The 14,033-nt window shown below is 29.1% G+C and carries 11 protein-coding genes; 6 read left to right on the forward strand and 5 right to left on the reverse strand.

Annotated elements, in window-relative coordinates; all coding sequences use genetic code 11:
* Positions 1–7: 7 nt before the first annotated feature.
* The 3 genes from mfd to CRV02_RS12460 are packed head-to-tail and all read right to left on the reverse strand — an operon-like array spanning position 8 to position 4,027.
* Positions 8–3,001, reverse strand: a complete 2,994-nt coding sequence (gene mfd / locus CRV02_RS12450; protein ID WP_129090589.1) for a transcription-repair coupling factor — start codon at positions 2,999–3,001, stop codon at positions 8–10.
* Positions 3,001–3,306, reverse strand: coding sequence for a hypothetical protein (locus CRV02_RS12455; RefSeq protein ID WP_129084398.1), 306 nt, complete (start codon positions 3,304–3,306; stop codon positions 3,001–3,003). The genes mfd and CRV02_RS12455 overlap by 1 nt, the downstream gene beginning before the upstream one ends.
* Before the next feature lie 13 nt (positions 3,307–3,319).
* The gene (locus CRV02_RS12460) at positions 3,320–4,027 is read right to left on the reverse strand and encodes a DUF445 domain-containing protein (RefSeq protein WP_129090590.1); all 708 of its coding nucleotides are present in this window, start codon (positions 4,025–4,027) and stop codon (positions 3,320–3,322) included.
* Between the two features lie 151 nt (positions 4,028–4,178).
* Between CRV02_RS12460 and CRV02_RS12465 the strand changes: the two genes are divergently transcribed.
* A complete protein-coding gene (locus CRV02_RS12465; protein WP_129090591.1) occupies positions 4,179–5,885 on the forward strand; it encodes a lysophospholipid acyltransferase family protein in 1,707 nt (568 codons plus the stop codon).
* 3 nt (positions 5,886–5,888) lie between these two features.
* Here CRV02_RS12465 and CRV02_RS12470 read toward each other — a convergent pair whose 3' ends face one another.
* Both CRV02_RS12470 and CRV02_RS12475 read right to left on the reverse strand, forming a co-directional pair.
* The gene (locus CRV02_RS12470; protein ID WP_258239306.1) at positions 5,889–7,688 is read right to left on the reverse strand and encodes a sensor histidine kinase; all 1,800 of its coding nucleotides are present in this window, start codon (positions 7,686–7,688) and stop codon (positions 5,889–5,891) included.
* Positions 7,672–8,406, reverse strand: a complete 735-nt coding sequence (locus tag CRV02_RS12475) for a response regulator (RefSeq protein WP_129090592.1) — start codon at positions 8,404–8,406, stop codon at positions 7,672–7,674. The genes CRV02_RS12470 and CRV02_RS12475 overlap by 17 nt, the downstream gene beginning before the upstream one ends.
* Positions 8,407–8,574: 168 nt before the next feature.
* Between CRV02_RS12475 and CRV02_RS12480 the strand changes: the two genes are divergently transcribed.
* The 5 genes from CRV02_RS12480 to CRV02_RS12500 all read left to right on the forward strand — a co-directional run bounded on the left by CRV02_RS12480 (position 8,575) and on the right by CRV02_RS12500 (position 14,017).
* Positions 8,575–10,812 (forward strand): TonB-dependent receptor domain-containing protein, encoded by a 2,238-nt coding sequence (locus CRV02_RS12480; protein WP_129090593.1) that lies wholly within the window; start codon positions 8,575–8,577, stop codon positions 10,810–10,812.
* A 73-nt stretch (positions 10,813–10,885) separates the two neighbouring features.
* Positions 10,886–11,149 carry a hypothetical protein gene (locus tag CRV02_RS12485; RefSeq protein WP_129090594.1) on the forward strand — a complete coding sequence of 88 codons (264 nt, stop codon included), beginning with the start codon at positions 10,886–10,888 and terminating at the stop codon, positions 11,147–11,149.
* 2 nt (positions 11,150–11,151) lie between these two features.
* Positions 11,152–12,873, forward strand: coding sequence for a PepSY domain-containing protein (locus CRV02_RS12490; RefSeq protein ID WP_129090595.1), 1,722 nt, complete (start codon positions 11,152–11,154; stop codon positions 12,871–12,873).
* Positions 12,873–13,193 carry a DUF3325 domain-containing protein gene (locus tag CRV02_RS12495; RefSeq protein WP_129090596.1) on the forward strand — a complete coding sequence of 107 codons (321 nt, stop codon included), beginning with the start codon at positions 12,873–12,875 and terminating at the stop codon, positions 13,191–13,193. Before CRV02_RS12490 ends, CRV02_RS12495 begins: the two co-directional genes overlap by 1 nt.
* Positions 13,194–13,204: 11 nt before the next feature.
* Positions 13,205–14,017, forward strand: coding sequence for a DUF4198 domain-containing protein (locus CRV02_RS12500; protein WP_129090597.1), 813 nt, complete (start codon positions 13,205–13,207; stop codon positions 14,015–14,017).
* Positions 14,018–14,033: the final 16 nt, after the last annotated feature.

The following is a 14,033-nucleotide window of genomic DNA, read 5'->3' on the forward strand; positions in this document are numbered from 1 at the left end:
GTTACCCTTACTTTTTCTTATTTAAAAACTTTAGTGTAGCATCGATGATATCGTCATCATCTTTGCTTGAACTCTTTATTGTTTCTTTTGTATCATCTAATTTTGTAAATGTTATATTCATCTCATAAGACGAGATAGTTTTAATTCCATTTGCCAATGCAAGTATTTTTATAATAATTAATTCTAAGAACTGTTTTGTTGGAATATCTGGCTTACCAAATCTATCTTCCATCTCTTCTTCTATTTCATAAACTTCTTGTTTACTGTGACATTTAGAAAGTCTTCTATATAGTTCAAGTCTTACTCTATCTTCAACTATATAATCACTTGAAATAAATGCTGAAATAGCTAATTTGATATCAACAGTTTTAGCTTCTTCTTTTGTATCTCCACTTAAACTTGCAAGGGCATCTTCTAACATCTTTAAATATAGTCCATAACCAATTTGTTTGATATGACCACTTTGTGCTTCACCAATAATATTTCCACCACCTCTGATTTCTAAATCTTGATGAGCTAAAGCAGTTCCTGAACCTAAATAAGAGTTTGATTCTAGGGCTACTAATCTTTTAATAGCATCATTAGTGATTTGTTTTTTATCTTCAACAACGTAGTAACAGAATCCTTCTTTATCACTTCTTCCTACTCTTCCACGAAGCTGATGTAAATCGGCAATACCAAATCTATCTGCCCCATCAATGATAATTGAGTTTGCATTTGGTAAGTGAAGTCCTGATTCTACAATTGATGTAGCAAGTAAGATATCAAACTCTTTATTATCAAACTTCTCAATTATCTCTTCTGCTTCTTTTGGTTTGATTTTAGAGTGAATTATCTCTATTTTAATATTTGGAACAATCTCTTCTATATCAGCTTTTTTAGCTTCTATTGAAGCAATATTGTTATGTACATAGAAAAGTTGACCACCACGTCTCTTTTCCCTTAAAACAATCTCTTTAATAAGCTTATCACTATACTCTTTTACGTAAGTTCTAACTCCTAGTCTCTCACTTGGAGGAGTAAGAAGTGAACTCATACCTTTTAGTTTAGAAAGGGCTAAGTTTAGTGTTCTAGGAATTGGAGTAGCACTCATAGAGAAAATATGAACATCTTCTCTTAGACTTTTTAGTTTCTCTTTTTGTTTTACTCCAAACTTGTGTTCTTCATCAATAACTACAAGGGCTAAGTCATTTGTTTTTACACCTAATAAAGAGTGAGTTCCAACTACAAGGTCTAAACTTCCATCTTCAAGTGACTTTTTAACTTGATTTTTCTCTTTTGTTGTTGATTTTCCATCAAGTTTAGCCATTCTGATACCAAACTCTTCAAATCTTTTTTGCATCCCATGGAAATGCTGTGTTGCAAGTAAGGTTGTAGGACATACAAAAATAGCTTGGTGTTTATCTAAAACAGTTGCTAAAATTGCATTCATAGCTACTTCTGTTTTTCCAAAACCAACGTCACCAGAAAGAAGTCTATCCATAACTCTTCCAGAACTTAAGTCCTCAAAGATTTCTCTTACACTTCTTGCTTGATCTTTTGTATATTCAAAGCCTGCACTATTTTGGAAATCTTTTAATACTTGTTTGTCAGTATTTATTTTAATACCATTGATTAGTTCTCTTGCTGCTGCAATCTTAATAATATCATTTGCAATAGCAAATAGCTTATCTTTTACTTTCTCTTTTAGTTTTGCAAAACTTCCCTTACCAAGTTTATCAACTACAGCGTAAGAGCTTCCATCACTAACATATCTATCAATTAAATCAATATTTTCTACAGGAATTAAAAGCTTGTCATCCCCTGCATAAGTTACAACAACAAAATCTCTTTTTGCTCCCATAACTACAACTGGATCTATTCCTTTGTATTGACCAATACCATGGGTTTCATGTACTACAAAATCTCCAACTTGAAGCTCATCAAGTACAAGTTTTACTTTCTTTTTTCTTCTTTTTTTAATCTCTTTATTAAGTGAAATTACTATCTCATCACTTCCAATAAGATTGATAATATAGTTTTCAAAGACATAATTTATATTTGAATTAGAAAGTTCTAAATCAAAAGATTTTACCTTTGCTTCTGAAGAAGAGATAATAGTCACTTTCTTATCTTCATGGAAAGTTAAAAACTCTTTTATATTTGCTGGAGCTATCTCTTGATAAGACTTTGAGTTAAATATTTGAGGTAGAGTTAAAAATTTGTCTTTGTTTATTCTTTTATCTTCAAATACATAAACCTCTTCTAACTCATCTAAAGCTTCTAAAGTTACATAAGAGTTTAGCTTTTGTGGTAAATATTCACCAAGTTCACCTAAATACCAAAACCCTAAAGAGTGTATATCTTTAATAAATGCATCACTTTCTACACTCTCTATTTGCTCATTTATTTCATCAAGGGAACTTTCATCAAGGGCTAAAAAAGCAGGAGTGATTTTAAAGTTTTCAATTTCATCTTTTGATGATTTTTGGTCTTCAATATCAAACTCTCTGATACTCTCTACTTCATCATCAAAAAGTGATACTCTATATCCTGTTTCACTTCCTAAAGGACAAATATCTAAAATATCTCCTCTAATAGAAACTTCCGCTTCACTTGTAACAATATCTACAAAATAGTATCCCCAGTTATAAAGTTTTGTTTTTAACTCTTCTAAGTTTAAAGTATCTGCAAAACTTATCTCAAATGAGTCAAAACACTTATCTTTTGGTAAGGGAAATGAAGCTGTTCTAATTGGAGCAATTAATATTTTGTCTTGTTTTTTATATGAGTAGTATTCGTTTAAAACTTTTGTTATATCTTGAAGTTCAGTTGAAAAAGATAATAAATCGTCCCCATAATTTGCTCTAAAATCAGCTAAAGCAAAAGGTTTAAATCCTAAAAAAGAGACAATATCACTTGCTACTTGAGCTTGTTTATCGTCATTTACGATTAAGAGTTGACACTCTTTTAATCTTTTTTCATCCTTTAAGTTCTTTAAATATTCATATATATTTTTCACTATTCTTCTTCTTTTGCTTCTTCAAAGTCATTTGTTTGCTTATCATAATAATATGCTGGATAAGGTGTTTCATTAAGCAAGAAAATTAAATTTGCATCCGTGAAACTGTTTTTTTGAAGTCCCTTTTTAAACACTTCTAAAATATATGCCTTTGTAGAAAATGTTGTCGTTGTAGATTTTGCAGTATAAACAAAATTTTCACCTTCTACAGGAGAAAAACCTTCTCTTTTTACATGTTTTTCAAATTTTTCTTTGTCTTCTAGCCCTGCTACATCAAGTAGTACTAAAACGTCTAATTCTTCCATTTTTATCCTAATCCTATAAAATTATTGTACTAATAAGTCCTATTAGTCCACCAAATACTGCACCCCAAATAACAAGCCATCCTAAGTGCTCTTTTATCATATTTTGAACTAATTCTTTTACCATTTTTGGTGTTAGTTCATCTAATCTAGCATTTACTATTTTACTTAACTTTTCATATACATCTTCACTTAAATCTTCAGATGTTAAGGCTTCATTTACAACAGCTTGAAAAGAGTCTGTTTGAGAAATCTTTACTATTGAAGTCTTTAGTTTTTCTACAAAAGGCTCTTTTAGTGGTTCTAATGCTACTTCACCACCAAACATTCCTAACATACCACCAAAAGGTGATTCTATAACTGATTCTTTTAAAGAGTCATAAGCAGGTGTAAAATCTGTTTTATTTAATAGTTTTTCAAAATCAATTGTACTTTTTGCACTTGAAACTTCATCTTTAAAGAAGTTTGTTAAGTTCTCTTTTGTAAAAAACTCATTCATAAGTAAATTATGGATTGCATGTTTAAAAGCTTCAAACTTTTTTTCAATAACACCACTTCCATATAAAAATGGCACCTTTTCAAAAAGCATATGAATAGCCAAAGTATTTGTAATAGCACCACTTAAGGCAAACAGTCCAACCATAAAAATAGTATGGTTATCATTTGAATAACCAAATGCCATAATAAGCAAAGTCACTAAATTTGTAATATCACTTCTACTCATAAACGCCTCCTTATTTTATTTTGGGATTTTATCATAATTTACGTAATTTATTTATTACCCTATTGCTCTTAAAAAAAGTAACCACCTAAATAAATCCATGTAACTCATTTGTAATGCATTTATTTTAAAATTTCCAAACTAAGGAGTAAAAATGATAGATGTTCAAAAAGAGATAGCAAAGAAGTTTCCAAATATAAATAAAAACCCTAACTTCTTGAAGAAATCTTTAATTAACATTGCAAAAAAAGTTGTACATGAAAACTCAATAAATGAATTTTTAGAAAAACACTCACACCTAAAAGGTTTTGAGTTTGTTGATGCTGTATTAGACTATTTTAACTTTGACTATACAGTTTCAAGTAATGATTTACAAAACATTCCAAGTACTGGAAAAGTAGTAATTATAGCTAACCACCCTCTTGGAGGATTAGATGCGCTATCTTTACTAAAACTTGTTGGAACAATTAGAACTGATGTAAAGATTGTTGCAAATGATTTTTTAGTTGGAATTGATGCTTTAAAATCACTTTTCATTCCAATTGATAACTATAAAATGAGACAATCAAAAAAAGATATCCAATCAGTTTACAATGCTTTAAACAATGATGAAGCTGTGATTATATTCCCAGCAGGAGAAGTTAGCCGTGCTAGTGCAAAAGGAGTAAAAGATCCTTCTTGGAATAAAGGTTTTTTAAATTTTGCAATAAATACAAATGCTCCAATCTTACCTATTTTTATTGGTGGTAAAAACTCTAAAACTTTTTATACTATGTCGGTTTTAAATAAGACATTCTCAACACTTCTACTTTCCCATGAGATGTTTAAAAAGAAATCAACAAATATAAATATAAAGATAGGACAGATTATTCCAAATGAGAATATCAAACCAAAAGGTTTAGATAAGAAGTATCTTGTAAACCTTTATAAAAAGCATCTTTATGCCCTAAAAAAAGGCAAAAAGTCATTCTTTGAAACACAAAAAGCTATTGCTCATCCTCAGAAAAAAGAGGACATTATAAAAGAGCTTAAAAAATCAAAGCTAATAGGTGAAACAAAAGATGGCAAAAAAATCTACCTTTATGATTATGAAGAGGATTCTGTAGTTTTAAAAGAGTTAGGAAGACTAAGGGAACTATCTTTTAGAAAAGTTGGTGAAGGAATAAATAAAAAAAGAGATACTGATAAGTATGATATTTATTATCAACACATCATTCTTTGGGATGAAAATGACTTAGAGATAGTTGGTTCATATAGAATAGGAAATGGTAAGTTTATCAATGAAAACCTTGGAGTGAAAGGTTTTTACTCTAATACTTTGTTTAAATATAACAATAGATTTATTCCATATTTAAAAGACTCAATAGAACTTGGAAGAAGTTTTGTACAACCAAAGTATTGGGGAACAAGAGCCTTAGACTATCTTTGGTATGGAATTGGAGCATATTTAAAAAATCATCCTGAAATAAAATATATGTTTGGTCCTGTATCAATCTCAGGAAACTTTCCAAGTGCAGCAAAAGACTTAATGGTATTTCACTATTCATACTATTATGCAAATGATGAAGAGATGGTTGAAGCAAAAATACCATATCAATACTCTTCTCATAGTTTAGATTTAAGGTCAATCTTTGAATATAAAAGTAGAAAAGAGGACTTTAAAATTTTAAAATCAAGTCTAAATAGTATTGGAGTTGCAGTTCCTACACTATTTAAACAGTACTCAGATATTTGTGAAGAAGGTGGTGTTAAGTTTTTAGGCTTTAATGTTGACCCTGACTTTTCAGATTGTTTAGATGGTTTTATTTTAGTTGATGTAGAAAAAATCAAAGATAGTGCAAGAAAAAGATATATAGGCTAAGGTCTATATATCTTCTACTTTTGCTTTAATAATAAACTTTGCACCTTCATCATAAATATAATCAATAGAACCAAAAAGCTGAAATCTAACAATAGTATTTATAAGTTTTAAACCTAATGTTTTAGTATGAAGTTCATCAAACTCACCTTCTAAACCTTTACCATTATCTTTTACACTCATAATTAAAGTCTCTTTATCTTTTGTAATCTCTATATCTAACTTTGCATCTTCATTTTTACAAAATGCATATTTAAAAGAGTTTGTTATTAACTCATTTAAAATCAAACCACATGGCATAGCTTTTTCTATATTTAAATTTATCTCTTCCATTTTAATTGAAACAGCTACTTTATTGTTCATATCATAAGAGTGGGCTATTGTAGATACTAAGTCTTTTACATAGGTTTTAAAAGGTATATCATTTATATTTTCAGACTCATAAAGTTTTCTATGTAAAAGTTCCATTGTAAAAATTCTTTCTTGAATATCTTTTAGAACTTTTCTTGTTTTTTCATCTTGTACATCTTCTTCTTGAAGTTCAATTAAACCAATTGTTAAAGCAAGATTGTTTTTAACTCTGTGGTGAATCTCTTTTAAAAGTAACTCTTTTTCTTCTAGTGATTTTGTTATCTCTTTTGTTTTCTCTTCAACTTTTTTATCTAAGGTTTTAATGTTATTTTCAAAAAGGTCTAACATAGAATCAAAAGCATGACCTAAAATACCAATATCATCATCTCCATTAACCCTACTTCTTATATTTTTTTTACCTTGATTTACCTCTATTGCAGCTCTTGTGATTTTGTCAATATTTTTTAATATCCTTCTAAATAAAAATAAAATTAATAAAAAACTAATTGCAATAGTAAGTAGAGTCTCATTTAGTAAAACAATAATATCTTCACTATTTTTATTTATTATCTCCTCTTTATTTATACTATGGATTAAAATAAAATATCTATTGTTCTTTGCATTAGGACTTAGGTTTATAACCCAAGTTAAAACCTCTTTTCCATCTATTTTATGAGATATTGGTTTCTTTTCATCTGCTTCTAAAAGCTCTTTTAAACTTAAATCTCCTATTGGAAGATTTTTAACATTGGACAGATTACTTAGGGTATATCTACTTTTTCTTATATTTGTATCATTTGAATATAAAGGAGTATCATACTGCTTAAACTCTGGGTTAAGCCAAAAAAGTGCTGTCTTTGCTTCACTTAAACTTGTTCCAAATACAAGTTTTTCATGGAAATGTTTTTTTAACTCTTTTTCAAAAGGAGAGTGTCCAGGATTTAAGCTACTATGACTACAAGCAAGAGCTATATTCTTTTTATTATCTAAAGGAAAATTATAGTGATAAGTTTTTTGTTTTCTATATGCTTTTGAAGGATTATTTTCTACTTTCTCTATCCATTTTCTATATATTTTAGATGCATCAAAGTTTTCTATTTGAAAAGAGCACTCTTTTATATACTCATTTTTACTAAGATATGATAGAAGTTCTTCTTTAGAAAAAGAGTTTAAGAGCTTTTCATTTTGTAAAAACTCATTTGCAATCTTATTTTGAGTAAGCTCTCTTTCAAGGTTTGCTTGCATACCAATAGATTTACCAATAATCATAAATTGATTTTTTATAATCATCAAAGTTCTAGTAATATGTTCTATTACCTCTTTTTCATTTTCACTATGAATTTTAGGAATTGTTAATGCAGTTCTTATTCCATATATAAATATAAGCATAAGAAAAAATGAGAAAATTACCTTTGTAGTAAAGGAGTAGTTTTTTAGTTTAAATATCCTCGCCAACTATTTTTACCCTATAACCTTCTTCATATAAATTCTCAAAAGGATTAAATCCTAGTTTTGTTTTAAGTCTATAAATCAAAGACCTCAGCTTTGATAAGTCATATACATCTTCTCGCCAAATAAAGTTAAAAATAGTATCAAAACTAACTACCTTACCAGCTTCTTTTGTTAATATCTCAAATAGTTTCTTTTCATTTCTTGTTAGTTTAAAAACCTCATCATTTACATATAATTCAGAAGTACTTCTATTATATTTAACACTATTTTCTAAATATAAAAAATCATCTTTTATCTGCTTAAAACTTTTTTTATTTTTAAAAAAGAACTGGTGTTTATGCATTGCAGTATTTATTGCAACTTTTAGTTCTTCATTTCTACAAGGCTTTATTAAATATGCGTATGGCTCGGACTCCATAGCCTGATTTAAAATATTATCATTGTAGTATGAAGTTAAAAATATTATAGGAATATTAAAATTTTTCCATAAATAGTTTGCAACATCTATTCCTGTTTTTTTAGCATTTAGATTTATATCAATAATTGCTATATCTGGAAAATTATTTTGAGCGTGCAATATTGCGTGGTCAGGAGAAGTAGCAATTCCACTTACATTTAGTCCTAACTTCTTTAATTTTAACTCCATCGCCATAGCTAAGATTGGTTCATCTTCAACTACAAGAACATCAAAATTTCTATTTGCTAATAAATTACTTGACACTTTTAAGCCTTTCTAATACTTATTATGATAATTAGACTCAGTATTGTATTGAAAAATTAATTAAATTTTACTTTTACAAATGATTTTGATAGCAATTATCAAAATATCATTTTTACATCATTTTTTATTAATACAATACGTTTACTAATTTTTTACACAAGGATTAAAATGAATATAAAAAGAAAAAGTTTACTTTCATTAGTAGCAATTACAACATTGAGTAATCTTTATGCAAATGAGTCAAATCTTGGGGACATCACTGTAACTAGTGCTAGTGGATTTGAACAAAAGCTTGTAACAGCTCCTGCAAGTATCTCTGTAATCTCACAAGAAGATTTACAAAAGAAACCATACACTAATCTTTTAGATGCAGTAAAAGACATCGAAGGTGTTGACATTGGAGAGAGTACTGATAAATCAGGTCAAGGTACTATTAGTATTAGAGGTATGGGTTCTGATTATACTCTTGTTCTAATTGATGGAAGAAAACAAAATAATAATGGTGATATCTATCCGAATAACTTTGGTGGTTTACAATTTGCTAATATTCCTCCTATATCTATGATTGAAAGAATTGAGGTTGTAAGAGGACCAATGAGTACACTTTATGGTGCTGATGCAATGGGTGGTGTTATTAATATCATTACTAAAAAAATTGCAAATGAATGGACTGGTTCTATCACAAAAGGTCAAACATTCCAATCAAAAAGCTATTGGGGAAGTGAATCAACAACTGATGTTGCAATCATGGGTCCAATTATCAAAGATAAATTAGGAATTAGCCTTAGAGGAAGTTACTACGATAAAGAAGAGTCTCAACCACAATGGGATGCAGATACATTCAATAATAATGGAACAATGGAGGATTCAAGTAAATCAAATGATAGTTTTGCAGCAAGTGGTAAAACTATGGATAATCAAAACTGGACTTTAGGTGCAGGGTTAACATTCACTCCAAATGATAATCATACTATTAGAGCTGACTTTGATATTGCAAAACAAAAATATGACAATACAGAAGGTCAAGTAGGAACTCTTGATACATATGAAACTTTATATGAAAGACAAAGAGTTGGTTATGCTGAATACCAAAGAATGCAAAGAGAACAATACTCTTTATCTTGGGAAGCAGATTGGAAAGTTGGTAAAAGTACAGTAGGTGTTCATCATATTGAAAGTGAAAACTTAGGAAGAAGTTTACCTTTAACAGCAGAACAAAGACAATATATTGAAGACAATAAAGCAGGATGGGCAGACTTAGATGCAGCATTAGCTGATCCTTATTTTGCAGCACTTATGCCAAGACCAGCTAGAACATTAGAATCTAAAAACACTACATTTAGTGCAAAATATGAACTTCCTTTAGATAAGCATCATATTGTTGTTGGTGCAGAATACTTAAAAGCACAGATGACAGATGGTGTTTTTGGTATGAGTGAAGGAAAAACAAATGGTGAAAAAGAGTATTATCAATATGCCCTATTTGCTGAAGATAGTTGGAATTTGGCTGATTTATTAACTCTTACTGTTGGTGCAAGATATGATAAGCATGAAGACTTTGGAAGCCATGTAAGTCCAAGAGCTTATTTAACTTATATTTTAAATGATAACTGGACTGTTAAAGGTGGTGTTGCAACAGGATATAAAACTCCTAAAACATCAGACTTACAAGAAGGTGTTACAGGATTTGGAGGACAAGGTACTTCTCCTTGGATTGGAAATCCTGATTTAAAACCAGAAGAGAGTTTAAGTAAAGAGATTGCAGTTTATTATGAACACCCTGATAGACACAACTTCAATGTGACTTTATTCCAAAATAACTTTAAAGATAAGATTGAAAGTGATGATGCTGTTGGTGGTATTTCTCAAGCTTGGGTTGATTTAGGTTATGACCCAAAAATGAAACAAAATGTTGGAAAAGCAGAAATCTTAGGACTTGAATTAGCAGGTAAATATTTTATCTTAGATAACTTATCTATTAAAGCTAGTTGGACTTATATGGATTCTGAAATTGAATCAAATGAAGACTCAACAAATGGAAGACCACTTACAAGTAGTCCAAAACATATGTATAGTGCAACTTTAGACTATCAAGCAACTCCTAAGTTTAATACTTATTTACAATATAAAGGAGAGAAAGATAGATTTAACACAAGATATGAAACTGCTAGTGGAGATTATAAAGACTTATATTACAAAGACTACTCAGTTTGGAATCTTGGAGCATCTTATAAAGTTGATAAAAACTTAACTGTAAATGGAAGAGTTAACAACTTATTAGATAAAGACTTCTTAGAGTATTCAGCAGTGGAAAAAGGTTCAGGAAGAACTCCATATTACTATGACCAATACAGTAATATCACACCAAGTAGAAACTTTTGGATTAGTTTAAACTACACATTCTAAATTCTTAATGCCTAAGTCTTTTGCGAATTTTTGACTTGGGCATTAATACTATCATTAAAATAATGGAATCAAAATGAATATACTTAGATTAATAACTGCATGTACTGGGGGATATTTATTAGCCTCCTTACTTACTGTGACTTTAAGCCTTGCTCTACCTTTTTCAAATAAAATTGAAACAATCTCTTTTGCAACAATGATTTCCTTTCTTGTTTGGTTAGGATTTATTATCTACTCATATAGTAATATCAAATTAGAAAGTTTAATTATACAACTTAGCCTAATTAGTGCAAATCTTTATTTAATAAATATTTGTCTTACTGGTATAAAAGGATAGCCATGAAAGAGAACTTTAATGAAACAATGAGATGGCTTCATACTTACAGTGGTTTAATTGTAGGTTGGCTTTTATTTGCTATTTTTGTAACAGGAACAAGTGCATACTATAAAAATGAAATCACATTATGGATGCAACCAGAGTTTCACAAATCAAAACAAAGTGATAAGACTTTAGATATTGCAATTAACAAAGCAATAGAAAAGATTGAAAGAAATGATAAAGTAAGTGTAACTCTACCAAATAGTAGAAGTAACTTATTAGCAGTAAGAGTTGAAAACTCAAATAAAAAAGAACAAACTAACAAAAGAAAAAGAAGAATTCCTCCTACTTATTATGATGCAAGTAGTGGTGAAAAAATTGAAGAGACTACTAAAACAGCAGGTGGTAATTTTTTATATAGATTCCACTTTGAACTTTATGAAGTTCCTAGAAGTGTAGGTAGGTGGATTGTAGCCATTGTAACTATGTCAATGTTTGTTGCAATTATTACAGGAATTCTAATTCATAAAAGAATCTTCAAAGATATTTTTACATTTAGACCTAAAAACAATACAAGAGGTTGGATGGATGCGCATATTCTTCCTGCTGTTGCTGCTTTACCATTTTTGCTTATGATTACTTACTCAGGATTGATTCTTTTAACTGGTACAATAATGCCATGGGGAATAAAAGCATACTTTGGAGATAACTACAGAGCTTATAAACAAGAATACATCAAACTTTATAGTGTAGATAATAAAGAGATTGAAACTAAAAGAGTTATTCTTCAAAACAAGGAAGTAGAAAATAAAGCAAATATCTATAGTGCTGTAAACTCTAACGCACTAAGACAAGCTAAGAACACAAATAATAACTCTAAAAGACTTGCTTTAACAAATGCAAATAGACAGCTTCATAAGTATGAATATATAGAGACTAAAAATATTATTACAAAAGAGACTCTAAACTCAATCATAAAAAAAGCTAATGAAATCTGGCCTAATAATATTGGCTCTTTTACAATTATAAAAGAGAAAAATAAAACCCCTATTATAGAAGTTAGCCCAAGGGTTGCAACAACACTATTTAACTACAAAATGCAAAGAGAAGTAGCTACTTATGATGCTAAGAGTTTGACTTTACTTGATAGTTCTATCCTACCCTCTTTAGAAAGTAGCGTTCTAAATACAAGTACTGCATTAAGAGCTTTACATGAAGCAAAATTTGCAGATTCTACACTTAGATTTGTTTTCTTTGTTTCTGGAGTCTTAGGAATTATTCTTGTGGGAACGGGTCTTGCATTATGGACACAAAAAAGAAAAAAGAAAAATGCTATCAAAAAAAGTTTTGGCTTTTGGCTTGTTGAGAAATTGAACCTTGGAACAATAGTTGGAATAATGCTTGGTCTTGCTGTTTATTTTATAGCAAATAGAGTTATGTCTATTGATGAAGCAAATAGAAGAGACCTAGAAATAAATGCCTTCTTCTTAGCTTGGCTTTTCTCTTATATTTATGCTTTTTTAAGAGATACAAACAAGGCTTGGAAAGAACAGCTTTTATTAACTGCTGTTTTATTTTTATCTTTACCAATTATAAATGCAATCACAGTTTTAGACTCCCTTTCAGAAGTTTTTACTAGAGATTCTATCTTTATATATTTTGATATTTTCTTTATCTTTATGGCTTTAGTTTGTCTATTAATAAGATTTATTTTAATTAGAAAAGAAAGGAGAAAGGCATAATGTTTCTTGCTTCATTTTTAACTTATCTTGGAATGTTACTATTCTCTTTTTCTTTAGAAAAACACTATAAACAAGTAATAAAAAAAGCAGTAAATAAAAACACAAAACTTTTCATGAAAATACTAGGCAGTATCTTTTTGATTATCTCTTTTATTGTTTTTATTAAAACAATTGGTATTTCACTAGGAATAACTTATTTTATAGGTTTGTTAAGTATTGTTGCAATTTTTATTGCCTTCATGTACACATACAAACCTCATCTAATCATCAAAATATCTGTTTTACTTTTTGTTTTAACATTGATATTAAATTTTTTATAAAAGGAAAAAAAATGAAACTTTCAAAACTATTACTAGCAGGAGCAATAACAACTTCAACTGTTTTTGCCCATGGACTTTGGCTTAACTCATTTGAGGCATCTTCTCATGGAGCTAAACTTGTAACAGTAGGATTAGGAACAGGACATAATCCAACAATTGAAGACTCTATATCTGATAGAGTTGAACTAAAATCTTTTGATTTAATTACACCTTCTGGTAAAGCAATTGCTTTAAAAAAACCACAAAAAGGTTTAGAAGAGATTTATAATAAAGATAATCTAAATATTGTAGATAGTAACCTTGCTATGCAAAAAATATCTTTCAAAAAAGAGTCAAAAGAAGGTACATACACTGCTAGTTTAGCTACCAAAACAAAAACACTAATTAGATATCTTGATAAAAATGACAATAAAAGATTTACTACAAAATCAAAAGATAAAATTAGAAATCTAAAAGAGGTATTAGAAACAATTCAAAATACAACATATGCTAAAACATATTTTGTAAATAAATCTTGGTCTGAACCAAAAGCAGTAGGACATGAGTTAGAACTAATTCCTACAAATGATATCTCTAAACTTCATATTGGAGATACTATTACTTTTGATGTTTTATATAAAGGTAAAGCTTTAGAAAGTGGATATGTTACTGCTAAAAGTGCTTTAGCAAAAAATGATAATGCCCTATTTGCAAATGTTAGAAAAGGTAAAGCGAAGTTTGTATTAACTAACTTTGGTCAGTGGATGTTTACTGTTAAAAATAAAAAAGAAGTTGATGGTATCACGGTTTCTGATACAGCAAGTGCAACAATAAATATAAAGTAGGATTTCTCCTACTTTA

The organism is Arcobacter sp. CECT 8989, assembly GCF_004116715.1.
Classification (GTDB): Bacteria; Campylobacterota; Campylobacteria; order Campylobacterales; family Arcobacteraceae; genus Halarcobacter.